The sequence below is a fragment of the Nocardia sp. NPDC003726 genome (assembly GCF_053586955.1).
This window is the reverse complement of sequence record NZ_JBSFNF010000002.1, coordinates 342,953-367,636: the sequence shown is the minus strand read 5'-3', so window position 1 is coordinate 367,636 and position 24,684 is coordinate 342,953. Positions and strand designations below refer to the sequence as shown.

Sequence of the window (24,684 nt, the reverse complement as noted above, 5' to 3'; positions counted from 1 at the left end):
GCCGCCTTCCTACACCGGCAGCAGCCGCGAGACCACCGCGGTGAGCTGTTTGGCCGAACGACATTCGTGCATCTCGATCACGTCGCGGTACTTGTCCGCCGCGGAATCGCCGGAACCCCACTGGCTGCGCGGTTCCGGATTCAGCCAGTGCGCGTGTTTGGCCACCTCGACCAGCGACCGCAAGGTGTCCAGCTCGGGGTCACGGTAGTTCGTGCGTGCGTCGCCGAGGATGAGCAGCGAGCTGCGGCTGGTGACGGCGTCCGGGAAGTCCCTGGCGAACCCGGCCAGCGCGTTGCCGTAGTCGGAGTGCCCGTCCAGGCCGACGACGTTCGCCTCACCGAAGATCCGTGCCATCGCCCGGTCCAGCTGGGTGTGCGGGTCGAAGAACCGGGTCACCTCGTCGATCTGGTCGACGAACGCGAAGATGCGCACCCGGGAGAACTGCTCGCGCAGCGCGCTCACCAGCAACAGCGTGAAGTTGCTGAAACCGGCGACCGAGCCGGAGACGTCGCACAGCAGCACCAGCTCGGGACGGCCCGGCCGCGGCTTGCGGTTCACCAGATCGATGGGCACGCCACCCGTCGACATCGACGCGCGCAGCGTGCGGCGCAGGTCGATGGCACCGCGGCGGGCATGCCTGCGGCGGGCGGCAAGCCGCGCGGCCAGGATCCGGGCCAACCGCTGGGTACTGCGTTTGAGTTCGCCGAGTTCGGCTTCGGAGGCGCGCAGGAAGTCGACCTCCTCGGCCTGCCGGGCGACGCCGTAGCTCGCCACGCGCTCGCGGCCGATCCGTTCGGCGACCCGCCGCCTGGTCTCGGCCTCCACGGTCGCACGGAAACCGGCGATGCGCTGCCGGGCGGCGCGGCGGGCGATCTCGGCGTCGAACTCGCTCGCGTCCGGCCCGAGTGCCATGCCGGCGAGAATCTTCGCCAGCAAGGTCTGCGGCTGCACCTCTTTCAGCGCCTGATACGACGAGAAGGACGGACCGCGGGCGGATTGATACTGGCCGAGCTGTTCGACCAGCTGCGCGGCCAGCGCCGCGAGCTGCGGGGTGGCCGACTCCTGCGCCAGCAGTTCCGCGAGCAGTTCGCGCAGCGCCGGGATGTCCACGTCCCCCGAAGGCGTGTGCGGGATCTCGAGCTCGTCCTGGTCCGCGGCGCGTTGCCCGACGGCGACGGGGAACCACAGGTCGAACAGCCCGTCGAAGGTCGCGCGGTGGGTGGTGCGCCGCAGCAACGCGCACGCCAATCCCTCGCGCAGGACCTCACGGTCCATCAGGTCGAGCACGGTCACCACACGGCCCGCGTCCACCGTCTCCGAAGGTCCGACCGGTATCCCGCGCGCCCGCAGCGCCTCCACGAATCCGACCAGATGCCCCGGAATGCCGTGCGGCGCGCTCAGCGCCGCGACATCGGCGGGGACCGGACCGGTCGCCATGACTCAGGCCAGCTTCAGTTCGGCCAGCGCGCGCTGATGGTCGCTCTGGTGTTTGAGGACCACGCCGAGCGTGGCCCGGACGGTGGTGTCGTCCAGGTCGCGCAGGCCGAGCGCCAGCAGCGTGCGGCCCCAGTCGATCGACTCCGCGACCGAGGGCAGCTTCTTCAACTGCATGCCGCGCAGCACGTGCACGATCCGCACCAGCTGCGCCGCGACCGCCGCCGACAGTTCGGGCACCCGGCTGGCCAGGATGCGCCGCTCCAGCTCCTCGTCCGGGAAATCCAGGTGCAGGTACAGGCAGCGGCGCTTGAGCGCCTCGGACAGCTCGCGGGTGGCGTTCGAGGTGAGCACGACGAACGGTTTACGGCTCGCGGTGATCGTGCCCAGTTCCGGCACCGTCACCGCGAAGTCGCTGAGCACCTCGAGCAGCAGGCCCTCGATCTCGACGTCGGCCTTGTCGGTCTCGTCGATCAGCAGCACCGTGGGATCGGAACGCCGGATCGCGGTCAGCAGCGGGCGCGACAGCAGGAACTCCTCGGTGAAGACGTCGGCCTTCGTCTCTTCCCAGTCGTTCTCGCTGGATGCCTGGATGCGCAGGATCTGCTTGGCGTGGTTCCACTCGTACAGCGCGCGGGCCTCGTCGACGCCCTCGTAGCACTGCAGCCGCACCAGCTCGGCGCCCGAGGTCTGCGCGACCGCGCGCGCCAGCTCGGTCTTGCCCACACCCGCCGGCCCTTCGATCAGCAACGGCTTGCCCAGGCGATCGGCGAGGAACACCGAGGTGGCGGTGGCCTTGTCCGCCAGGTAGCCCGTGCTCGCCAACCGTTCGATCACATCGTCCACCGACGTGAAGATCGGCTCCTGTACTGCGCTCTCCGACACCACCCGGCACCTTCCTTCCGAACCATCCCCCACGCTACGGCAGCGCGCCGCCGACGCCGACTCGGCATCGGCCGCGGCCACGCACGCGGGTCAGACGGGCCGGATCTGCCCTTCGCCCCAGACGATCCACTTCGTGGAGGTCAGCTCCGGCAGGGCCATCGGCCCGCGAGCGTGCAGCTTCTGGGTGGAGATCCCGATCTCGGCGCCGAAGCCGAACTGCTCGCCGTCGGTGAACGCGGTGGAGGCGTTCACCATCACCGCGGCGGCGTCCACCCGGCTGGTGAATTCGCGGGCCGCGGCGAGGTCGCCGGTGACGATGGCCTCGGTGTGGCCGGTGCCCCAGGTGTTGATGTGCTCCACCGCCGCGTCCAGGCCGTCGACCACTTTCAGCGCGATGTCCAGGGTGAGGTACTCCTCGCCCCAGTCGGCGTCGGTGGCAGGAACCTGGCCGGGCAGGTCACCGTGGATGGTGACGCCGGAACGTTCCAGCGCCGCGGTGAGCCGGGGCAGCGCCGTGTCCGCGATGCCCGCGTCGATCAGCACGGTCTCGGCCGCGTTGCACACGCTGGGACGGCGGGTCTTGGCGTTGATCAGGATCCGCTCGGCCATGTCCAGGTCCGCGGCGGCGTGCACGTAGACGTGGCAGTTGCCGGTGCCGGTCTCGATGGTGGGCACCTGCGCGTCGCGTACCACCGCGTTGATCAACCCGGCGCCGCCGCGCGGAATGACCACGTCGACCAGGCCGCGCGCCTGGATCAGATGGGTGACGCTGGAACGGTCCTCACTCGGCAGCAGCTGCACTGCGTCGGCCGGGATGCCCTGCGCCGCAAGCGATTCACGCAGCACCGCGACGAGCGCGGCATTGGACCGGGCCGCCGAGGACGAGCCGCGCAGCAGGGCGGCGTTACCGGATTTGAGCGCGAGCCCGAACGCGTCGACGGTGACGTTCGGCCTCGCCTCGTACACCATGCCCACCACGCCGAGCGGCACGCGCACCTGACGGATCTCCAGACCGTTCGGCAAGGTCGAGCCGCGCACCACCACACCGACCGGATCGGGCAGCCCCGCGACCTGACGCAGACCGGAGGCGATGCCGTCGATGCGCGGCTTGGTCAGCCGCAGCCGGTCCAGCAGCGATTCCTCGGTGCCCGCGGCCTGCGCCGCGGCGATGTCCTCGGCGTTGGCGGCCAGCACCCGGTCGGCGGCGGCCAGCAGTGCGTCGGCGGCGGCGTGCAGGGCCTCGTTCTTCTGCGCGGTCGTCAGCTGGGCGAGCGCCCGCGACGCGACCCTGGCCTTGCGCGCGGCCTCGTGCACCACCTCGCGGACATCGGGCTGGGTGGTCGTTCCTACCGTCATGGGTACAGCCTACGCACCGGGTACACCGCCGATCCCACCCGCTGCTACGCGTGCGCGACGCGGCCACGGCGACTACCGTCCGGCGATATGACGGCCGAATCGGACGCTCCCGCGATCGTGGTGCTCGGCAGCATCAACATGGATCTGATCACCACGACCGCACGCAGACCGGTCCCCGGCGAGACCGTCCTCGGCGGCGGCTTCGCCATGGTGCCCGGCGGGAAAGGCGCCAATCAGGCCATCGCGGCCCAGCGCGCGGGCGGCGAGGTCCGCTTCCTCGGAGCGGTCGGCGACGACGTCTTCGCCGGTGAACTGCGCGGCGCGCTCACGGACGCCGCGGTGCGCACCGATCTGCTGCGCACCGTCGCCGGGCCGAGCGGCATCGCCACGATCGTCGTGGACGACGACGGCGAGAACAGCATCATCGTCGTCGGAGGCGCCAACGCGCGGATGACCGAGCTGACCGAGGACGACATGGCCGCTATAGCGGACGCCGATATCCTGTTGTGCCAGTTGGAGATTCCGATCGAGACGGTGACCACCGCCGCCGGCCACGCCCGCGCGAACGACACCACCGTGCTGGTGAACCCCTCGCCTGCCCGTCCGCTGCCCGCCGAACTGTGGGCGAATATCGATGTGGCCGTGGTGAATTCGGGCGAGGCCGAGCGGCTGGGCGCGGACCTGGACGCCGTCGCGCACCTGGTGGTGACCCGGGGGGCGGCGGGCGCGGACTATCGCGGGCCCGGCGGCGTCCGCCTGTCCCGGCCCAGTCCGCGGGTGGATGTCATCGACACCACCGGCGCGGGCGACGCCTTCACCGGCGCGCTGGCCGCGGCCTGGCATCGGGGTCCGGAATGGGCCTTGAACTGGGCTTGCGCCGCCGGAGCGCTGGCGACTACCCGGTTGGGCGCGAGCAGTTCGATCCCGGCCCGCGAGGAGATCACCGCCGCGTTGGTCGCGCAGTAGCGCCGCGGCGGCTCCCGGTGCGCCAGGGCCGATATCGTGATGGGCATGGCCACCACGCCGGATCGCATCCCCGCCGAGGGCGACCCCGCGCCGATCGAGCGGCTGGACGCGTCCATGGTCGCGCTGAGCTTCGTGGACAACGCGGGCATCACGCGCGTCAAAGCCGTCCCCAGGCAGCGGCTCGATCCGGCGTCCCGGTACGGCGTCGGGGTGTCGCCGTGCTTCGAGACCTTCGCCTTCGACGACCTGATGGCGATCGGGCGCTATCTCGGCGGGCCCGACGGCGATCTGCGGCTCGTCCCCGATCTGAGCATGCTCACCGAATTGGCCTGCCAACCCGGCTGGGCGTGGGCGCCCACGGACAAGTACAACCAGGACGGCACCCGATTCGCCGCCTGCCAGCGCCACTTCGCGGCCCGGCAGACGGCGGCGGCGCGGGCGGCAGGGCTGCGGTTGTCCATGGCGTTCGAGACCGAATGGGCGGTGGGCCGCGCCGACGACGCCGACGGTTTCACACCCGCGATCGACGGCCCCGCCTACGGCCTGGTGCGGCTCGGACAGGTGGCCGACTACGCCGCCGACCTGGTCGCGGCGCTCGAGCGGCAGGGCGTCACCGTGGCGCAGTTCCATCCGGAATACGCGCTCGCGCAATTGGAGTTGTCCGTCGAACCGTCCGAACCGGTCACGGCCGCCGACCAGGCGGTGCTGGTGCGGCACACGATCCGGCAGGTGAGCGCGCGGCACGGCTGGCGTGCGCTGCTGGCCCCGTGCATCGAACCGGGAGGAGCCGGTTCCGGAGCGCATCTGCACCTGTCGGTGGCCGACGCGGAGGGACCGTTGTTCGCCGGCGGCGACGGTCCGCACGGCATGCGGCCGTCCGGCGAGGCGTTCCTGGCCGGGGTGCTGCGGGAACTGCCCGCGCTGGTCGCGGTCGGAGCGGGCAATCCGGCCAGCTTCCTGCGGTCCGAGCCGTCGCGCTGGGCGGGGGTCTGGCAGTGCTGGGGCCACGAGACCAGGGAGGCCGCGCTGCGCTTCGTCACCGGGGTGCGCGGCACCGAGTCGTGGGCGGCCAACGCCGAGATCAAGTGTCTCGACGCGACCGGCAATCCGTACCTGATCGTCGGGGCGGTGCTCGCCGCCGGGCTCGCCGGTGTCGCCGAACAGTTGCGTCTTCCGCCCGAGATCGTCGGCGACCCCGCGACTTTCGACGCCGAAGCCCACAGGATGTCGGAGGTGCGCCGCCTGCCGACCACCCCGTCCGAAGCCGCCGGCCATCTCGCCGCCTCGAAGGTGCTCGCCGACGCCATGGGCGTCGAGCTGCACGACGCGCTGCTCACCGTGCGCCACGCGGAGGCCGAGCGGTACGCCGCCGCGAGCGCCGAAGAGCTGGTCGCCCTCACCCGCTGGCGGTTCTGACATGCTCACCGACGATGTCCGGCTCACCGACCACCACTGTCACGGGGTGGACACCGGCGATCTGGATCGGCCCGGCTTCGAGCGCTTGCTCGGGGAAGGCGCGCGCGGCAGTTTCGACTCCGCGATCGGGCTCGCCGTGCGCCGCTGGTGCGCCCCCGCGCTCGATCTGCCCGCCCATGTCGGCCCGGATGTCTACCTCCGTCATCGCGCCCGGCTCGGTGGCCGCGAGGTGGCCGCCCGGCTGCTGCGCGCATCCGGGGTGAACCGATGGTTCCTGGATACCGGAATCGGCGGGGGCATCGCTGATTTCGCGGCTCTCGTGGACGGAGAGGTGCGCGAGGTGATCCGGCTCGAGGAGGTGGCCGAGCAAGTCGTCGCGCAGGTCGGCGCGGTGTCGGGGGTGTACGAGCGGATCGAAGCGGAACTGCGTGCGCGGGCGGCGGGCGCCGTCGGGTTGAAGACGATCGTGGCCTACCGATACGGTCTCGACTTCCCGCTGCGGGATCACCCGCCGACCAGTTTCGCGCCCGAACACCGGCTCACCGACCCGGACGTCCTCGGCTGGCTGGTCGGCCTCGGCGCGCGCATCGGCGCCGAACTCGGTCTTCCGCTGCAATTCCACACCGGCTTCGGTGACCCCGACCTGCGCCTGCGGCACGGCGACCCGCTGCTGCTCACCGACTTCCTGCGCCGGACCGCGGGCACCGGCCTGTCGGTGATGCTGCTGCACTGCTGGCCCTTCCACCGCCATGCCGCCTACCTCGCGCACGTCTTCGAGCACGTCCATCTGGATCTCGGCCTGACCATCCCCTACGTGGGACAGCGGGCCGGTGCCGTGCTGGCCGAGACGCTGGAGCTGGCCCCGTTCCGGGCGCTGTGCTATTCCTCCGACGGTTACGGCCTGCCGGAGCTGCACTACCTCGGCGCGCTGCTCTGGCGGCGTGGCCTCGGAAAGCTCGTCGACGAATGGCTCGCCGACGACGCGATCACCACCGCCGACGCGAAAGCCTTGGTCGGCGCCTTCGGCCACGGGAATGCCGAGCGCGTCTATCCCGCGCGGTTCTCGCGGACGGTCGGCTGACCGGCACGACCGTGCGGTCGGATAATCGGGTGCGCCGGGTGTCCTCGATACCTACCGTTGATGGCGTACACCAACGGAAGGACCGAGACCATGTTTCCCGTCGAGCTGCGCGGCACCAAGGCGCAGACGCTGATGTGGGCCGATGAGCACGATGTCGAGCAGGCCGCGCTCCAGCAGCTGCGCAACATCGCCGCGCTGAAATGGGTCCACGGCGTCCGCGTGATGCCGGACGTGCACCTCGGCAAGGGAGCCACGGTCGGCTCGGTGATCGCGATGAAGGACGCGGTGTCACCCGCCGCGGTCGGCGTGGACATCGGCTGCGGCATGGAGAGCGTGCGCACCGATCTCACCGCGGCCGACCTGCCCGACAGCCTGCGTTCGCTGCGGTCGCGCATCGAGGCGGCGGTGCCGGTCGGCTTCCAGGCGCATCGCGACGCCGTGGACGTCACCCGGCTCGGTCACCAGGTCGCCGGGCTCGGTGCGAGCACCGCGACGCTGCGCGCGGGCTGGGACCGGTTCTGGGGTTCGTTCGCCGCGCTCGACCACGGGGTGCGGGCGCGCGAGTCCAAGGCGCACAAGCAGATGGGCACGCTCGGCGGCGGCAACCACTTCATCGAGATCTGCCTGGATACCGAAGACCGGGTCTGGATTCTGCTGCACTCGGGCAGCCGCAACATCGGCAAGGAACTCGCCGAGCGCCACATGGCGATCGCGCGCACGCTGCCGCACAACGCCGATCTGCCCGACCGCGACCTGGCGGTCTTCGTCTCCGGCACGCCGGAGATGGAGGCCTACCGGCGCGACCTCACCTGGGCGCAGGAGTACGCGGCGCGCAACCGCGCGGTGATGCTCGCCCTGGTCTGCCGCGCGGTCGCGGCCGAATTCGCCGAGCGCGGTGTGCGTTTCGAGCAGCCCATCAGCTGCCACCACAATTATGTGGCGGAGGAGATCATCGACGGCGTGCCCATGCTGGTCACCCGCAAGGGGGCCGTACGCGCGGGCGAGGGCGACCTCGCGCTGATCCCCGGCTCGATGGGCACCCGCTCGTATGTCGTCCGCGGCAAAGGGAATCCGGCTTCGTTCCAGTCGGCCTCGCACGGCGCGGGACGGCGGATGAGCCGCAATGCGGCCAAGAGGCAGTTCTCGGTCGCCGATCTGATCGCCCAGACCGAGGGAGTCGAGTCGCGCAAGGACGCGGGCGTGGTGGACGAGATCCCGGCCGCGTACAAGGACATCGATGAGGTCATCGCGGCACAGCGGGACCTGGTCGACGTGGTCGCGACGCTGCGCCAGGTGCTCTGCGTCAAAGGCTGATCGTCGCGTGAGCCGACTGCCGCCGGGCGATTCGCTTGGTCCGGCGGTCGGCATCGCCGCAAGGGCCGCGGCGAAGCGGCTCCGACGACAGCGGGCCGAGCCCCGCCCATCCCGATTTCCGCGACAGCGGCCTCTGCTCTCCAGGCGTTCGAGTTCCGGCGCTCCCGGCCGCTCCACCGTGGATCACCGCTGCCGGGCGCTCGACGCCTATCCCGATCGGTGGCGCCGACAAGCCGACGAGCGCGTCAGCCGAGATTCGTGTCGGTCTCGATGTCCTGGTGACCCGCTCGATACCATCGGATATGCGCTGGCGGCCTTCGTTCTTCTCGCCCCCTCCTGAGTCGGACCCCGCGGCCGGTCCGCCGGAGATTCCCGGCGTGCGGCGCTCCTACGTCACCGCCCGTGGGGTGCGTTTCCACGTGACCGAGGCGGGTCCGCCCGACGGACGCCCGGTGCTGGCATTGCACGGCTGGCCCGAGCATCACTACGCCTACCGTCATCTGCTCGCCGATCCGCCGGACGGGCTGCGGATCATCGCGCCGGACCTGCCCGGCTACGGCTGGTCCGGTCCCCCGCCGCACCGATGGGCCAAGGACGACGTCGCTTCCGACCTGCTCGCGTTGCTGGACGAGCTCGGCTGCGAGCGGGCCCTGCTGGCCGGCCACGATTGGGGCGGCTATATCGCCCACCTGCTCGTGTTGCGCGAACCGGAGCGATTCGACGCGCTGCTCGCACTCAACATCGCGCACCCGTGGCAGACGGCGCGTACCTTCCTCCCGCACGCGTGGCGGTTTCTGCTCTACCAGCCCGCCGTCGCGGCGTTCGGCGACTACTTGCACCGGCGAACCCGCTTCCTGGAGCTCGTCTTCGCCGGCTCGGTACGCGATCGCGCGACGTTCGGGCCCGAGGCGGTCCGCGTCTACTCGGACCGTTTCCGCGATCCCGTCTGCGCCCGCACCGCGACCGACACCTACCGCACTTTCCTGCTGCGCGAAGTCCCCCGTTCGGCCGGCCGCGGCGAACGACGCCGGGCGACGATCCCGATCCGCACGCTGTTCGGGGTCGAAGACGCGGCGATCCATCCAGCGCTCGCCGCCGAGGAAACCGCGCGTGCCGACGACTACCGCCTGGAATTGGTGCGTAGCTGCGGCCACTTCATCCTCGAGGAACGTCCGGAGCTGGTCCGGGCCCGGCTGGCCGAGCTGGCGGCCGCTACCACGCGGCCCGCCTGATCACGGCGCACGTCGAGGCCACCCGGGGTGGCGAGTATGTGGCCGGAAGGCGCCGCGCGCGGCTGACCGACCGGCGGCGCCCCGGCCGCCTGTCGGTGGCGTCGGGCACGATGGAGCCCATGACCACGGCCACCGACGCGTCTCCGCTCGACCTCACGGCCCCCGGCCTGCGCGAGCACGCCGAACAGCTGCTGCGTGAGCTGGCCGGGGCAGGCGCCGGGCTGCGGGAGGATCAGTGGACCGCGATCGAGGCGCTCGTCGTCCGGCGGCGCAGGGCCCTGGTCGTGCAGCGCACCGGCTGGGGCAAGTCGGCGGTGTACTTCATCGCCGCCAAGCTGCTGCGCAGGGCCGGGAGGGGGCCGACGGTGATCGTCTCGCCACTGCTCGCGCTGATGCGCAACCAGGTCGCCGCGGCGCACCGTGCGGGCGTGGTCGCCGCCACCATCAACTCCGGCAATGTCACCGAGTGGGACGATATCCACGCACAGGTCGCCGCGGGTTCGGTCGACGTGCTGCTGGTCAGCCCGGAACGGCTGAACAACCCGGATTTCCGCGATCAGGTGCTGCCCCGGCTGGCGGCCGACGCCGGGCTGGTGGTGATCGATGAAGCACACTGCGTGTCGGATTGGGGCCACGATTTCCGGCCGGACTACCGGCGCATCCGCACGCTGATCGCCGACCTGGGCTCGGACGTCCCGGTGCTCGCCACCACCGCCACCGCCAACGACCGGGTGGTCACCGACGTCGCCACCCAGATCGGCACCGAGACCCTGGTGCTGCGCGGCACGCTGGATCGCGAGTCGCTGCACCTGTCGGTGGTCCGCTTCGACGACGCCGTGGAACGCACCGCCTGGCTCAGCGGGCACCTCGACCGGCTGCCCGGCTCCGGCATCGTCTACACGCTCACCGTCGCCGCCGCGCACGATCTCGCCGACGTGCTGGCCTCGCACGGCCACACCGTGGCCGCCTACACGGGGCAGACCGACCCGGCCGAACGCGAGGCGCTCGAAGCGGCGTTGCTGAACAACGAGGTGAAGGCGCTCATCGCCACGTCCGCGCTCGGCATGGGCTTCGACAAGCCCGACCTCGGTTTCGTCGTGCACGTCGGCGCGCCCTCCTCGCCCATCGCCTACTACCAGCAGGTGGGACGGGCCGGGCGCGGCACCGACCGGGCCGAGGTGATCCTGCTGCCCGGCCCCGAGGACGCGCGGATCTGGAGCTACTTCGCCTCCGTCGCCTTTCCCCGCGAGCACATCGTGCGCGCGGTGCTCGACGCGCTGGACTCCGAGCGGGCGTTGTCCACCGCGGCGTTGGAGCCGCTGGTGGAGTTGAACCGCTCCCGGCTGGAGATGGTGTTGAAGGTGCTCGACGTGGACGGCGCGGTGCGCCGCGTGCGCGGCGGCTGGATCGCCACCGGCCGGCCGTGGACCTACGACACCGAACGTTACGAGCGCCTGTCCATCGCCCGCGAGGCCGAGCAGCAGGCCATGATCGACTACCAATCGACGGCCGAGTGCCGCATGCAATTCCTGCGCCGCCAGCTCGACGACCCGGGGCTGTCGGCGGATTCGCCCGGCTGCGGCCGCTGCGACAACTGCACCGGCCACCGCCCCGACCGCACCGTCGCCGCCGACGCGGTGGCCGCGACCAAGGCCAGGCTCGACCGTCCCGGCCTCGACCTCGCGCCACGCAAACAGTGGCCCACCGGTATGGCCAAGCTGGGAATCCCCTTGTCGGGCAAGATCACCGGTGGCGCGGAGACCGGTCGCGTGCTCGGCAGGCTGACCGACCTCGGCTGGGGGCAGCGACTGCGCGCGCTGCTCGACGGCCCCGACGCCCCGGTTCCCGACGCGGTCTTCGAAGCCTGCGTCGCCGTTCTGCGCGAATGGGATTGGACAACCCGCCCCACCTCGGTGCTAGCCCTGGAATCGCCGCGCCACCCCGTGCTCACCGCCACCCTCGCCGCCCGCCTCGCCGAGGTCGGCCGCCTGCGCGATCTCGGCACGCTGCGCACCCGCCCGGACCGCCCGCCCGTCTCGGCGGCCAACTCCGCGCACCGGGTCGCCGGCCTGTTCGACTCGTGGGAGGTTCCCGACCTGACCCAGGTATCGGGTCCGATCCTGCTGGTGGACGCCGTCACCGACACCGGCTGGACCTTCACCGTCGCCGCCCACGCCCTCCGAGCGGCGGGCGCCGACGCCGTCCTGCCCTTCGCCCTGGCCACACCGACATAACGACAACTGGGCGTGCCGCTGCTCCGCGTGCAGAGTTCGTCCCGCCCGCTGACCGGCATGATCGGCTTCGCCCATGACGCGCACCTGAGAATGTGCCTCCGCATGTACCGCACCGATGAATTCTGTGTGGATCCGCCGTCGGTACCTCTGGACGCACCGACAGCGGTGGCCGGTGCTGGAACCGTTCCAGCGCGGGAGGAAGCACAGGGAGGCACTGGATGCGGGAGTTGATTCTCGGCGTCGACGTCTCGCTCGACGGCGAAAGCGTCGACGAGCAGACGATCCGGACGGGTGAGTAGGTGGAGCGGTGAGTGGTATCAGGGTTTTGGTAGCGGGGGCGAGCATCGCGGGGCCCGCGCTGGCGCACTGGCTGCACCGGCGGGGCGCGGAGGTGACCGTGGTGGAGCGGGCCCCCGAGCTGCGTCCGGGTGGCCAAGCGGTGGACGCGCGCGGGGTTACCAAAGAGGTCATCGGGCGGATGGGGCTGGACGCGGCGGTGCGTGCGGCGCGCACCAAGACCGCAGGCGCCAACATCGTGGACGCCGACGGGAAGGTGCTGGAGACCTATCGCGCGGACGACGACGGCGGCGACGGGTTCATCTCCGAGATCGAGATCCTGCGCGGGGACCTGTCGCGGGTGCTCTACGACGACACCCGCGACGAGGTCGAGTACGTCTTCGGTGACCGGATCGCCGAACTCACCCAGGACGCGGACGGGGTCGACGTGGTCTTCGAGGGCGGTGACCGGCGGCGTTTCGAACTGGTGGTCGGGGCCGACGGGCTGCACTCTTCGTTGCGGACGATGGTCTTCGGGCCGCGTGAGCGGTTCGTCCGCCATCTCGGGCACGTGCTGGCCTTCTACAGTGTGCCCAACGAGTTCGGGCTGGACGGTTGGCTGATCGACTACCAGGAGTCCGGGCGCTCCGCGGGCTTGCGGCCCGTCCAGGACGCCACCCGGGCGATGGCCATGTTCTCCTTCCCCTCCGGGGACTTCGAGGTCGACTACCGCGACGTCGCGGCCCAGAAGCGCCTGCTGCGCGAACGGATGACCGGCATGGGCTGGTTGACCCCGCGCATCCTCGCGCACCTGGACGACACCCCGGACTTCTACCTCGACCAGGTCGCCCAAGTGGTGATGGACCGCTGGTCGCACGGACGGGTGGCGCTGCTGGGAGACGCGGCGTTCAGCTCGTCACCGATGTCCGGGCAGGGCACCGGGCTGGCCCTGGTCGGCGCCTACCTGCTGGCCGGAGAGCTGGCTGCCGCCGAGTGGGACCCGCAGACCGGGTTCACCCACTATGAGGCGCGGATGCGCTCGTTCGTCGAGGCCAACCAGGAGATCGGCCGGTTGCACGCCCGCAGCCGCGAGGTCCCCGGACCGGACACCGAACCGAGCCCCGATTTCACCGGCGAATGGTTCACCGAGCTGATCGAACGCGCGATCCATGGCGTCGAGCTGCCGGACTATGCAGGAGTACCGGACTCCAAAACCCCGGCCGATCCACCGATCACCACGTCGGCCAAACAGTAGGCGGCCAGAATCCACCACTTCGGACCTCCCACACCGAAGATCGACACCCGACGCGCCCAGCGCACCCCAACCACAGGTTTCGAGCGAAGCGAGACCGAGCCTGTTCCTCGTTCGCGCCGAAGGCGCGGCCGAAGTCACAGACTGAGCGTGGCCCGTAGGCGCGCGTCCAGGGATTCCGTTTCCTCCTGGGTGAGCACGCCGAGGTGTTCGGTGAGCCAGGGCCGGTAGGCGCGGTGCAGTTTCAGGGTGTCGGCCCAGCCGTGCTCGGTATGGGTGGCCAGTACGTGGCCGGGGTCGGCGGCGCGCAGCGGAACCACTTGCAACCAGCGATAGCGCGAAGTGATCACCGCGGAGTCGGACACCAGCACCACTGTCATGCGCCGCGGGAAGGGGGTGCCGTCACTGAGGGTCGGGGCGTAGCGCCAGACCTCACCGCGTCTCATGCGGCGCCGTCGGCGTCGTCGTCTGCGGCGGCCTGGGTGAGCGTCACGTCGTCGTAGGCGGCGGCCAGCTCGGCGTCCTCATCGATGGTCAGCGCGGTCAGGCTGTCGTGCACGAGCGTGGTGCGCAGCGCGGCGTTGATCACCGCCGAAAGACTGCGGTTCTGGCGATCGGCCGCCTCTCTGGCCCATTCGGCCACCTGCGGGTCCAGCGTGACGGTCACGCGCGTCGCCTTGCTCATACCGGTATGCATACCAGAGCGGTGCGGCGGCGGTGAGCGGTACGGCACATCCGTCGCGGCGGCTCGCGCTCGTGCACGGATATCCTTCGGTTCGGCCACTAGAGTCGACGCGTGGCAAGCAAATCCACCGGGTCGGCGATCGAGCTGGAGGTCGGTGACCACACGCTCCGCGTCTCCAACCCGGACCGCGTGTACTTCCCCGAGTCCGGCGCGACCAAGCTCGACTTGGTGCAGTACTACCTGAGCGTCGGTGACGGCATCGTCAACGCGCTGCGCGACCGGCCCTGCATGCTGCACCGGTTTCCCAAAGGACTGGCGGGCGACAAGGTGCATCAGAAGCGGCTACCTTCGGGCGCGCCGGAGTGGATTCCGACTGTGCGGGTGTACTTCCCGCGCTACGGACGGCACGCCGACGAGTTGTGCGTCGAGAAGCTCGCCGACGTCATCTGGGCGGTGCAGATGTCGACCGTCGAGTTCCATCCGTGGAATTCCCGCGCCGCCGACACCGAGCGTCCGGACGAGTGGCGCATCGACCTCGACCCGATGCCGGACTGCCCGTGGCCGCGGGTGCAGCGCGTCGCCGGGGTGGTGCGGGAGGTCCTCGATGAGATCGGCGCTGTCGGTTGGCCGAAGACCTCCGGCGGCAAGGGCCTGCACGTGTACGTCCGGATCGCGCCGCACTGGGGATTCCAGGAGGTGCGCCGGGCGGCGCTCGCGTTCGCCCGCGAGGTCGAGCGCCGCGCCCCCGATGACGTGACCACCACGTGGTGGCGGCGCGACCGCGACCCGAAGATGCTGTTCGTCGACTACAACCAGAACGCGCGCGATCACACCATCGCCGCCGCCTACTCGGTGCGCGGCGTCCCCGCCGCCACGGTCTCCACGCCGGTACGCTGGGACGAGATTCCCGACATCGATCCGCGCGACTTCACCATGTCCACCGTTCCCGCTCGCTTCGCCGAACTCGGCGATCTGCACGCGGGCATGGACGACGCGGTGTTCCAGCTGGATCCTCTCCTGGAGTGGGCCGAGCGGGACAAGGTGGACGTGGAGCTCGACGACGAGCAGAGCGGGGCCTAGTGCCGCGCCGACGCGGTGCTACGGTCGCAACGTCCACCCGCTCGCGACCACGTCCTACGGCTCCGAAGGAGGTCCAGCCATGAACCGGCAGGCAGTGACGATCGCGATCAGCCCCATCGATCCTCCTCCCACGTTGCTGGAGAAGGCCGTGATCGAGGCGGGCGCCGCCATCTCCGATCCGGACGAGGCGCGGGGACTGATCTGGGTCGGCGGTCCGGGCGAGTTCCCGGAGCAGCTGCCCGCCGGTGTGGAGTGGGTGCAGCTGCCGGCCGCCGGTATCGAGGAATGGTTCGCCGCGGGCGTCATCGCCAGACATCCCGGCGTCCGGTTCACCTCCGCGGCAGGCGCTTTCGCGGCGAGCGTGGCCGAGCACGCGCTGATGCTGCTGCTCGCGGGCGTCCGCTACCTGCCCGAGCACCTGCGCGCGGCGGACTGGCGGCAACAGGACTTCTTCCCGCACGTCGACACCCTGCGCGGCAAGACGGTGACGATCGTCGGCGCGGGCGGCATCGGCCGGGCGCTGATCCCGATGCTGACGCCGCTCGGCGCGCACATCATCGCGGTGAACCGTAGCGGACGGCCGGTCACCGGCCCCGGCATTCCGCCGTCGGTCGAGACGATCTCCACCGAGCATCTCGGCCGGGTCTGGCCGCACACCGATCACGTGGTGGTCGCCGCGCCCGCCACGCCCGAGACCAGGCACCTCATCGGCGCGGACGAACTCGCGCGGCTCAAGCCGTCCTCCTGGATCGTCAACGTCGCCCGCGGCAGCCTCATCGACACCGACGCGCTGGTGGCCGCGCTGCGCTCGGGCGCGATCGGCGGCGCCGGGCTGGACGTCACCGACCCCGAGCCGCTCCCGACGGGCCATCCACTCTGGTCGCTGCCGAATGCCATTGTCACTCCGCATGATTCGAATCCGCCGCAGCTGCGCTTGGCGGCCTTCGCCGACCACGTCCAAGCGAACGTCGAGCGTTTCATCGAGGGCCGCCCGTTCCTCGCGCCGGTCGATCCCGCGCTCGGGTACTGACGCAATCCGTTCGGGCGGCGCGGCATCCGAATGTCTCAGCCGGACAGTGCCCGCCCCAGGATTTCCTCGATGACCTCACTCTTGGCGTTGGCATAGTGCTGCACGAACTTCCATCGACGCTGCGCCAGTCGCCGTTTGGCGTGCTCGTAAAACGCTCGATCGTCATCGTGTGTGCGCAGCCGGTCGCGGAAAGCAAGGATCCGCTCGATCTCGTGCGCGCCCGATTCCGGCGAGAGCACGTGCAGGTTCACGCTCCATGGCGCACCGCTTTCCACACGGCGCACGAGACAGCGAGTCCGGTTGCCGGATACGCAACGCATATCCGGCAGCCTCGAGCGCGGGTAGATAGGCGGCCTCGTCGGCGGCATCCGGAACCAGGAGCAGGATGTCGATCAACGCCTTGGCCGCGAGTCCCGGAACCGACGTGGACCCGGTGTGCTCGATCCGCACGGCGACATCGCCGAGCGCCGCCCGTATCGCGGCTTCTTCTTCCGCGTACCAGACCGGCCACGCCGGGTTGTACTCCTCGAGCACCACCGTGACCGCATAGGGCTGCAGTGCGCCGACCGTCGCGGCCGCGATGCCGGCGTCGTCCAACGTGGCCATACCTCCACGGTAAATCGGGAGACAAATCAGCCTCCTATAAATGTGCCATTGACAACTGGCACATTCATCACTGATTCTTAGCGCATGACAAGGTCGACGAGGACCTCGGTCCCCGGTGTTCCCACCGCGCCCTCGGCACGCGCCACTCTGACCGCGGCGGCCACCAGGCTCACCCTGCGTCCGCTGAACTGCGCGGTTCCGATGAACGCGCCGGGCGTGTGGTTCGCACGCAAACTCATCGCCACTCTGATGGCCGTCGGTGGTCCCGTTCCGGCAGGCACTTCCGTCACCCAGATCCGGTCGGGCGCGGTGCGCGGCGAATGGGTTTGGGCGGCGGGCGTGCCGTTCGGAACGCGGGCCGTCTACTACATCCACGGCAGCGGATACGTGATCTGCTCGGCGCGCACCCATCGCGGGCTCGCCGCCCGGCTGTCGGCCAAGACCGGGCTCCCCGTCTTCCTCACCGACTACCGCCTCGCGCCCGAACACCGGTTCCCGGCCGCGGCCGACGACGTCGAGGCGGGCTACCGCTGGCTGCTCGGTCGTGGCATCGCCGCGGACGACCTGGTGATCGCCTGCGACTCCGCGGGCGGTCATCTCGCACTGGACCTGCTGGTCGAGAACGGACGGCACCGACGACCGCAACCCGCGGCCGTGGCGATGTTCTCCCCGCTGCTCGACCTCACCCTCGGCCTCGCGGCCGAACGGGAACGCGTCCGGACCGATCCGCTGATCTCCGCCGCCGCCGCGAGCAGACTGCCCGCGGCCTACACCAGCGGCCACCCGGCCGACGCGGCGCGCCTGCGACTGACCATCCCGGACGGTCTCGCGCTGCCGCCGATCCTGGTGCAGGTCGGCGGCACCGAGATGCTCGGCGCCGACGCGCAGGCGCTGTGCGAGATGGTCCGGCGCGCGGGCGGCAGCTGCGAACTCGAGATCTGGCCCGGACAACTGCACGTCTTCCAGGCCCTTCCCATGGTGGTGCCCGAGGCCGACCAGGCCCTCGCCCGCGCCGCCGACTTCCTGCGCGCGGCGCTGGTCGCTACCTCCGGCACGAAAAAGGTGAGCTGAGATGTTCGGATTGGACAAGTTGGCGGCCCTGGGCCGCACCCGGCGCACGCACGGCGCGCGAGCCGTCGTCACCGGCGCGGGCAGCGGCATCGGCCGCGCGTTCGCCCTGGAGATCGCCGCCCGCGGCGGCCGGGTGATCTGCGCCGACATCGACGAGGCACGCGCCGACGAGACGGTCGCCCTGATCGAACGCGATCACCCCGGCGCCGCGCACGCCTTCCGCTGCGACGTCGCGCAACGGGAAGACGTGGAGTTGCTCGCCCGCTTCGCCGAAACCCTCTTCGAGAGCCCGGTCAGCTTGGTGATCAACAACGCGGGCGTCGGCATCGGCGGAAAACCGGTGGGGAACATCGGTTTCGACGATTGGCAGTGGGCCCTCGGCATCAATCTGTGGGGCGTGGTGCACGGCTGCGAAGTCTTCGCCCCGCTTCTGCGCGCCGCCGGGCGCGGCGGCATCATCAACGTCGCCTCGGCCGCCGGATTCGCCGCGGCCCCCTCGATGGCCGCCTACAACGTGTCCAAGGCGGGCGTGCTGTCGCTGTCGGAGACCATGGCGGCCGAACTGAGCGGCTCCGGCGTCGCGGTCACGGTTCTGTGCCCGACGTTCGTCCGCACCAACGTCGCCCGTGACGGCCGGATCACCGAGGCGTCGGCGCAGCTGGCCGACTTCCTCATGCGCTGGACCGGTTTCTCCCCCGAGCGCGTCGCGCGCACCGCGCTGGACGCGCACGACCGCGGGCAACTCTACGTGCTCCCCCAGGTGGACGCGCACGTCGTCTGGCTGCTCAAGCGGTACTTCCCCGCGCAGTACACCTTCGCCCTCGGGCTCCTGGAGCGGCTGCTGCCCCAGGACGACTCGAGCCCCGCCGACCGCACGTCGGTCACCGACAAGACAGGAGTCTGACATGGCCGCCATCGCGATGGACTTCGAGGACATGCTCCGCAAGATCAAGGACCGCCAGTGGGCGCTGGCCGACATCGACTGGGACGCTCCCGGCGCCGAGACGATCACGCCGGAACTGCACGCCAAGCTCAAGCCGTTCATGGCCGATCTGATGTGGATCGAGAACGTGGGCGCGCGCGGCTTCGCGGCGATGGCCAAGAAGGCGCCGAACGAGACGCTGCGCGAGATCTACCGCTATTTCCATGCCGAGGAGCAGAAGCACGCGAACGCCGAGCTGGCGCTGATGCGCCGGTGGGGCATGCTGGAGGGTGACGAGATCCCGCAGCCGAACGTCAACGTCAAGCTGGTGATCGACTTCCTGGACAAGTACTCCGACGACATGTCGCTGTCGTTCCTCGGCACGGTCATCCCGATGCTCGAGGTCGCGCTCGACGGCGCGCTGATCAAGTTCATCATGGACGAGATCGAGGACCCGGTCTGCCAGGAGGCGTTCAAGAAGATCAACTCCGACGAATCCCGCCACCTCGCCGTCGACTTCGCCGTGATGGACCTGCTCGGCCACGCGGAAATGCGCAAGCTGCTCATCGACCTGGTCGGCGGCTGGGCCAAGCCGTCGCTGATCATCGGCGTGCTGAGTTACGTCCCGCTGCTGAACAAGATGCGCGACAACATCGTCGCGATGGGCGTGGACGAGGAGAAGCTCTACGGGGCGCTCAAGCGGTACGCGAACGTGGGCGAGCGCAGCGAATTCGCCCGCAGGCTGCCGATGTACCAGATCGTGAAGATGCACGGCAGCTGGGTGATCGACCGCGGACACCCGTATCACCTGGTGGCCGACGCGCTGGTGAAGATCACCGGGTTGGTGCCGAAGACGCTGCTGCGCAACAACCCCACGTGGTCGAAGGAACTGACCTACGAGCCCGCCGCATGACAGGGAATCCGATGAGCACGCACACCCTCGACGTCGCCGTCATCGGCGGCGGGTTCGCCGGAATCGGCACGGCCATCCGGCTGAAGCAACGCGGGATCCGCGATTTCGCGATCCTCGAACGCGGCGCCGCGATCGGCGGCACCTGGCGCGACAACACCTATCCCGGTGCGGCATGCGACATTCCGTCGCGGCTGTACTCCTACAGTTTCGCGCCGAACCCGAACTGGTCGCGCACCTACTCCGGCAGCAACGAGATCCTCGGCTACATCGAGACGATGGCAGCGCAGTTCCGGCTCGGTCCGCACATCCGGCTCGGACACAACGTTTCCGGCATGGTGTTCGACGAGCGGGCGGGAGTCTGGGAGATTGCGGTCGACGGCCACGCGGAGCCGATCCTCGCCCGCACCGTCGTGCTGGCGTCCGGCCCGCTGGCCAACGCCAGTTTCCCGGACATCCGCGGGATCGAGACCTACAAAGGCCACAAGATCCACAGTGCCCGCTGGGATCACGACTACGACTTCACCGGCAAACGCGTCGCCGTCGTCGGCACCGGGGCCAGCGCGGTCCAGATCATCCCGGAGCTGGTGGAGAAGGCCGCCTCGGTGAAGGTTTTCCAGCGCACGCCCGGCTGGGTGCTGCCACGGGTCGACCGGCAGACCAACGGCTTGACCAAGGAGCTCTACCGCCGGGTGCCCGCGGCCGAGCAGCTGGCGCGGCGGGCATGGTTCTACGGCCACGAGTCGGTTGCGCTGGGCGTGGTCTGGAACACGCCGCTGACCAGGGTGGTCGAACTGGTCGGCAAAGCCCAGTTGCGCAGGCAGGTCAAGGATCCATGGCTGCGCCGCCAGCTCACCCCTGACTTCCGCGCGGGCTGCAAACGCCTGCTGATGACCGACGACTACTACCCCGCCCTGCAACGGGACAACTGCAAGCTGATCACGTGGCCGATCGCCCGGATCTCCGAGCACGGCATCCGCACCGCGGAAGGCATCGAGCACCAGGCGGATTGCATCGTCTTCGCGACCGGTTTCGACGTCTCGAAAACCGGGACGCCCGTTCCGGTGGTCGGACGCGACGGCCGGGTTCTCGCGGACGAATGGTCGCGCGGGGCCTACGCCTACAAGAGCGTCGCCGTCTCCGGTTATCCCAACCTCTATCTCACGTTCGGACCCAACTCCGGCCCGGGACACAACTCGGCGCTGGTGTACATGGAAGCCCAGATCGACTACCTCGTCGGCGCGATCGGCATCATCCTGGACCGGAACCTGCGCATGCTGGACGTGCGGCGCGACCGGCAGGACCGCTACAACGCCGCCATCCAGCGCAAGTTGTCGGCCACCACCTGGAACTCGGGATGCCGCAGCTGGTATCTCACCGAGGACGGCTTCAACGCGACCATGTACCCGGGCTTCGCCACCCAGTACGTCCATCAGCTGCGCAAGGTCGATCTCGACGACTACCTGGTGGTCGAATCGACCGCCGACCAGCGGCGACAACGAGTGGCGCCGGTTTCCTAGGTGCCGGAACACCGGCGGCGCGGACGATAGACTCGGTCCGCAGGGAGTTCTACGGCGCGCCGCCGGTCATCGGCGCCGTGGTCAGCGAGGGAGGTGAGGTCGACGCCGGAGTACCGGATCGATGACCTCGCGCGCGCCGCGGGCACCACCACCCGCAACGTGCGCGCCTACCAGGAGCGCGGGCTGCTGCCGCCGCCGGTCGGCAAGGACGGCAGGGCCAGCATCTACGACGACGCCCACCTCGAGCGGCTGCGCTTGATCGACGCGCTGCTGCAGCGCGGCTTCACCACCGCGCACATCGCCGACTTCATCACCAGCTGGGAGACCGGCAAGGACCTGACCGAGGTGCTGGGCCTGCAACACGCCGTGACGGCGTCCTGGGCCAAGGACGAGACCTTCGAGGTGCCGCGCGAGCTGATCGGCACCATCCTCGGCGCCGAGGCCGACGAGCTGGTGGACCGGCTGCGCGAGATGCGGCTGGTCCGGCTGGAGGGCGACACGGTCGTGTTCACCGAGACCCAGTTGCTCACCTCGTTCGCCGAACTGCACGAGTACGGCCTCGAGCTGCGCACGCTCATCGAGATCTATGCCAAGGTGGCCGACCGGATCGATGACATCACGCACATCATGATCACCGCCGCCAAACAGCACATCATCGACGAGCACGGCCCCGGCTGGATGCCCGACACCAGCAGCGAGATCGCCGAGACCACAACGATGCTCAACAAGATGCGCGAGCTGGCGGTGGCCTCGGTGCACGCCACGCTCGCCCGCTCGCTGGACGTCACGCTGCGCCGCGAACTCGGCGACTATCTCGCCACCGCCGCCGAGCGCGACAAACAGCGCAGCGAATCCGGCCGCGACGTACCCTCCTAGACGAAGCGCAGAGTGCCTACCTTCGACGGATGGAGTCGCCGTGGCGTCCGATCGACCGAGAATTCCGCCACTGCCGCTGGTACGGGCCGTCGAATCGGTGCGCGCCGCCATGGCCGTCGCGTTCCGCAAGCTGGTGCCGGGGCACCTCGCGCTGATGGAGCTGATCGCCGCCGGCTGGATCACGCAGGCCATCCACGCCGCCGCGGCGCTCGGCGTGGCCGACGCGCTCGCGGCTGGGCCGCGGCGGGGTGCGGACCTCGCGGCGGCGGTCGGCGCCGACGAAGACGCGCTGCGACGGTTGCTGCGGCTGCTGATCAGCCACGGCATCTTCACCCAGCGGCGCGACGGGCGGTACGCGCTGACGCCGATGGCGCGCGCCCTGTGCCGCGACTCGGACGTGTCGTTGCGCGACGCGGTGCTGTTCTTCGGTTCGCCCGGCCACCGCAACCATTGGACGCACCTGGTCGACGCCGTGCGCACCGGTGAACCGGTCGGCGTGAAACTCGACGGGATGCCGTTCTTCGAATACGTCCAGCACGACCGGGAACTCGGCGAACTGTTCGACCGGGCGATGAGCAGCATCGGTACCCTGTCGATGGAATCGCTGCTGGCCGCCTACGATTTCGGCCGCTACGAGACCCTGGTCGACGTCGGCGGCGGCGAGGGTTCGCTGCTCACCGAAATCCTGCGCCGCGCTCCCCGGTCGCGCGGCATCCTGTTCGACCTGCCCGAAGTGGTGGCCGCGGCCCCGGCCCGGCTCGCCGCCCTCGGCCTGGCCGATCGCTGCGCGGTGGAAGCCGGCTCCTTCTTCGACCGCGTTCCGAAGGGAGCGGACGCCTACATCCTCAAGCACATCCTGCACGACTGGGCCGAGCCGGACGCCGGGCGCATCCTGCGTACCGTGCGCGCGGCCATGCCACCGCACGCGCGGTTGCTGCTCGTGGAATTGGTCGTCCCCGAACACACCGCACCGCATCCGAGCAAGTACATCGACTTGGAGATGCTGGTCAACGCGGGCGGACGGGAACGCACCGAGGCCGAGTACCGCGACTTCCTCGCCGGGCACGGATTCACGCTGATCCGGCGCGTGCCGACGGCTTCCCCCGACAACGTGCTCGAGGCCAGGCCGAGCTGACCGCCGCGATCCCGGTCGGCGCCGATTCGCGGTGTTACGACGTCGCGGGGACGATGAACGCGAGCGTGGCGATCCCCACGGCGCCCTCGGAGACACAGGTGACGCGCATCGGCTTGCCGACCGGCGTCTGTCGCGACTCGAAGCCGCTGTAGTAGCCGAACACCGGCGTGGACCGCTCCGACGGCAGGAAGAAGCCGAGGCATTCGGCCTCGAGCACCGACGCCCCTTCACCGCTGTGGCACAACGCGGCCGCATCGGTGACGCCACGGTCGACATAGCAGCCGCCGGGTTCCGCTGCGGCGGGCCCGGCTCCAGCGCAGACGAGGCCACCGGCCAGGAAAGACAGAACGGCTCCCGCGCCCAGCTGCCGCTTCATGGTGTGCACCGCAATTCCTCCTCGGCAGATCGCATTCCTACCCGGTCGTTGCCGTGCCTTTCTCTTATTTCAGCAGAACAGAAGGGGAGGGTCGAGCACGACACCGTCGCGAACCAGGGTTTTTCAGGCCGGATGCCGGACGCGTCCGGCGAGGCGCCGGGGTCCCCGCGCGGGACTTCCCCCGTCCGGCGTCGGAAACGCTAGGCTACGAGCAGCATTGGCGGGTTCGGTGAGGATGTGATTCGGCCGTGGAATGGACCTTCACTCCGGACGAGTTCGCCCACATATGGCGCGAGACCGACTTGGACCGCCACCCCTTCCCGCTGCGCATCCTGGAAACGCCCAGAACCGAGGACGACGCCGAGAAGCTGCGCATCACTCTGGCCGAGCGGCTGCCGCTCGGCTCCGATCCCGACTTGTCGGCCTGCCTGCGCATTCTGGCCAGGCCGCACACCAGGATCGTGGCGATCGGCGGCACCCACCAGCCGGGGGGCGAACTGCGGCTGCTGGCCGCCGCCATCTACGACCGCGCCGTGCTCGCGGTGCAGGAACCCGGAACGAGCCCCGATTTCGGTGGACGCGTGCGTATTTCGATCGGACACAGCGCCAAACTGGGCCGGCGGATCGCGGCGCTGCTGCCGAAGACCCCCGCGGGCCGCGAACCCGCTCGTGTCGCGTCCGGAGCCGCGGTGCGCGATCAGGAGACCGTGCCCGCACGACAGCAGGCGGCGCCACGGATCCGCAAGTTGCTGCTGGAGCCGCATACCGCCGAGGGCCACATCAGGATCGAACCGCGGCTGGATCGCCCGACCCCGCCCCCACCGATCCACTACACCTGGATCGATGTGCGTGACGACGGAAGATACCTGATCAAGGCGGGCGACGAAGTGCGCATCGCGCCCGCGTCGGCCGAGCAGATCGCCACCCAATTGCAAAAGCGCATACCGATATAGCTCACTTTCGTGACCGCGGCCGGTGCCTATTGCTGACCCCGCACAGGGCTTCCGGTTAGTCTGGGGCGGACCGA

The 24,684-nt window shown here is 70.1% G+C and carries 24 protein-coding genes; 16 read left to right on the top strand and 8 right to left on the bottom strand.

Annotated features, from left to right (window positions below; genetic code table 11):
- Positions 1-9: 9 nt before the first annotated feature.
- The 3 genes from ACWDMM_RS04145 to ACWDMM_RS04135 form a co-directional block, all read right to left on the bottom strand.
- Complete coding sequence (locus ACWDMM_RS04145; RefSeq protein WP_449935861.1) at positions 10-1,437, bottom strand: vWA domain-containing protein; 1,428 nt, start codon at positions 1,435-1,437, stop codon at positions 10-12.
- 3 nt (positions 1,438-1,440) lie between these two features.
- On the bottom strand, positions 1,441-2,322 hold the full coding sequence (locus ACWDMM_RS04140; protein ID WP_157112116.1) for an AAA family ATPase: 882 nt from the start codon (positions 2,320-2,322) through the stop codon (positions 1,441-1,443).
- A gap of 87 nt (positions 2,323-2,409) precedes the next feature.
- Positions 2,410-3,675, bottom strand: coding sequence for a glutamate-5-semialdehyde dehydrogenase (locus tag ACWDMM_RS04135; RefSeq protein ID WP_195077568.1), 1,266 nt, complete (start codon positions 3,673-3,675; stop codon positions 2,410-2,412).
- Positions 3,676-3,762: 87 nt separating this feature from the next.
- On the opposite strand from ACWDMM_RS04135, the gene ACWDMM_RS04130 reads away from it, so the two are divergent.
- The 7 genes from ACWDMM_RS04130 (at position 3,763) to ACWDMM_RS04100 (ending at position 13,449) form a co-directional block, all read left to right on the top strand.
- On the top strand, positions 3,763-4,641 hold the full coding sequence (locus ACWDMM_RS04130) for a ribokinase (RefSeq protein ID WP_449935858.1): 879 nt from the start codon (positions 3,763-3,765) through the stop codon (positions 4,639-4,641).
- Positions 4,642-4,686: 45 nt separating this feature from the next.
- Positions 4,687-6,057: a type I glutamate--ammonia ligase gene (locus ACWDMM_RS04125; RefSeq protein ID WP_195077566.1), complete on the top strand. Its 1,371-nt coding sequence runs from the start codon at positions 4,687-4,689 to the stop codon at positions 6,055-6,057.
- A gap of 1 nt (position 6,058) precedes the next feature.
- Positions 6,059-7,138, top strand: coding sequence for an amidohydrolase family protein (locus ACWDMM_RS04120; protein ID WP_449935855.1), 1,080 nt, complete (start codon positions 6,059-6,061; stop codon positions 7,136-7,138).
- A gap of 90 nt (positions 7,139-7,228) precedes the next feature.
- A complete protein-coding gene (locus ACWDMM_RS04115) occupies positions 7,229-8,452 on the top strand; it encodes an RtcB family protein (protein WP_195077918.1) in 1,224 nt (407 codons plus the stop codon).
- 377 nt (positions 8,453-8,829) lie between these two features.
- Entirely contained in the window at positions 8,830-9,684 is an 855-nt protein-coding gene (locus tag ACWDMM_RS04110) for an alpha/beta fold hydrolase (RefSeq protein ID WP_324722343.1), read from the top strand.
- A gap of 119 nt (positions 9,685-9,803) precedes the next feature.
- Positions 9,804-11,918: a RecQ family ATP-dependent DNA helicase gene (locus ACWDMM_RS04105; protein WP_449935853.1), complete on the top strand. Its 2,115-nt coding sequence runs from the start codon at positions 9,804-9,806 to the stop codon at positions 11,916-11,918.
- A gap of 307 nt (positions 11,919-12,225) precedes the next feature.
- Positions 12,226-13,449, top strand: a complete 1,224-nt coding sequence (locus ACWDMM_RS04100; RefSeq protein ID WP_449935850.1) for an FAD-dependent monooxygenase — start codon at positions 12,226-12,228, stop codon at positions 13,447-13,449.
- A gap of 134 nt (positions 13,450-13,583) precedes the next feature.
- On the opposite strand, the gene ACWDMM_RS04095 is transcribed toward ACWDMM_RS04100, so the two are convergent.
- Positions 13,584-13,892 (bottom strand): hypothetical protein, encoded by a 309-nt coding sequence (locus tag ACWDMM_RS04095; RefSeq protein ID WP_323123914.1) that lies wholly within the window; start codon positions 13,890-13,892, stop codon positions 13,584-13,586.
- A complete protein-coding gene (locus ACWDMM_RS04090) occupies positions 13,889-14,131 on the bottom strand; it encodes a hypothetical protein (protein WP_195077561.1) in 243 nt (80 codons plus the stop codon). Before ACWDMM_RS04090 ends, ACWDMM_RS04095 begins: the two co-directional genes overlap by 4 nt.
- 111 nt (positions 14,132-14,242) lie before the next feature.
- On the opposite strand from ACWDMM_RS04090, the gene ligD reads away from it, so the two are divergent.
- A complete protein-coding gene (gene ligD, locus ACWDMM_RS04085; protein ID WP_449935848.1) occupies positions 14,243-15,211 on the top strand; it encodes a non-homologous end-joining DNA ligase in 969 nt (322 codons plus the stop codon).
- A gap of 79 nt (positions 15,212-15,290) precedes the next feature.
- Positions 15,291-16,241, top strand: a complete 951-nt coding sequence (locus tag ACWDMM_RS04080; RefSeq protein ID WP_449935846.1) for a D-isomer specific 2-hydroxyacid dehydrogenase family protein — start codon at positions 15,291-15,293, stop codon at positions 16,239-16,241.
- A gap of 35 nt (positions 16,242-16,276) precedes the next feature.
- Here the strand turns inward: ACWDMM_RS04080 and ACWDMM_RS04075 are convergent, their stop codons facing one another.
- Together ACWDMM_RS04075 and ACWDMM_RS04070 are read right to left on the bottom strand one after the other, a co-directional pair.
- Positions 16,277-16,480 (bottom strand): GrpB family protein, encoded by a 204-nt coding sequence (locus ACWDMM_RS04075; RefSeq protein ID WP_449935990.1) that lies wholly within the window; start codon positions 16,478-16,480, stop codon positions 16,277-16,279.
- A complete protein-coding gene (locus ACWDMM_RS04070) occupies positions 16,404-16,847 on the bottom strand; it encodes a GrpB family protein (RefSeq protein WP_357462237.1) in 444 nt (147 codons plus the stop codon). Before ACWDMM_RS04070 ends, ACWDMM_RS04075 begins: the two co-directional genes overlap by 77 nt.
- A gap of 84 nt (positions 16,848-16,931) precedes the next feature.
- Between ACWDMM_RS04070 and ACWDMM_RS04065 the strand changes: the two genes are divergently transcribed.
- From ACWDMM_RS04065 to ACWDMM_RS04040, 6 genes are all read left to right on the top strand, one after another.
- The gene (locus tag ACWDMM_RS04065; protein ID WP_449935843.1) at positions 16,932-17,918 is read left to right on the top strand and encodes an alpha/beta hydrolase; all 987 of its coding nucleotides are present in this window, start codon (positions 16,932-16,934) and stop codon (positions 17,916-17,918) included.
- Position 17,919: 1 nt separating this feature from the next.
- Positions 17,920-18,822, top strand: coding sequence for an SDR family NAD(P)-dependent oxidoreductase (locus ACWDMM_RS04060; RefSeq protein ID WP_195077557.1), 903 nt, complete (start codon positions 17,920-17,922; stop codon positions 18,820-18,822).
- Position 18,823: 1 nt separating this feature from the next.
- Positions 18,824-19,753, top strand: coding sequence for a ferritin-like domain-containing protein (locus ACWDMM_RS04055; protein WP_397069926.1), 930 nt, complete (start codon positions 18,824-18,826; stop codon positions 19,751-19,753).
- An 11-nt stretch (positions 19,754-19,764) separates the two neighbouring features.
- Positions 19,765-21,270: a flavin-containing monooxygenase gene (locus ACWDMM_RS04050; protein ID WP_357104519.1), complete on the top strand. Its 1,506-nt coding sequence runs from the start codon at positions 19,765-19,767 to the stop codon at positions 21,268-21,270.
- A gap of 93 nt (positions 21,271-21,363) precedes the next feature.
- Positions 21,364-22,146, top strand: a complete 783-nt coding sequence (locus ACWDMM_RS04045) for a MerR family transcriptional regulator (protein WP_195077555.1) — start codon at positions 21,364-21,366, stop codon at positions 22,144-22,146.
- A 40-nt stretch (positions 22,147-22,186) separates the two neighbouring features.
- A complete protein-coding gene (locus tag ACWDMM_RS04040; protein ID WP_323123916.1) occupies positions 22,187-23,281 on the top strand; it encodes a methyltransferase in 1,095 nt (364 codons plus the stop codon).
- Between the two features lie 34 nt (positions 23,282-23,315).
- Here the strand turns inward: ACWDMM_RS04040 and ACWDMM_RS04035 are convergent, their stop codons facing one another.
- Positions 23,316-23,666 (bottom strand): hypothetical protein, encoded by a 351-nt coding sequence (locus tag ACWDMM_RS04035; protein WP_195077554.1) that lies wholly within the window; start codon positions 23,664-23,666, stop codon positions 23,316-23,318.
- 239 nt (positions 23,667-23,905) lie between these two features.
- Here ACWDMM_RS04035 and ACWDMM_RS04030 point away from each other — a divergent pair, with 239 nt between their 5' ends.
- Positions 23,906-24,610, top strand: coding sequence for an ESX secretion-associated protein EspG (locus ACWDMM_RS04030; RefSeq protein ID WP_357104513.1), 705 nt, complete (start codon positions 23,906-23,908; stop codon positions 24,608-24,610).
- Positions 24,611-24,684 lie beyond the last annotated feature (74 nt).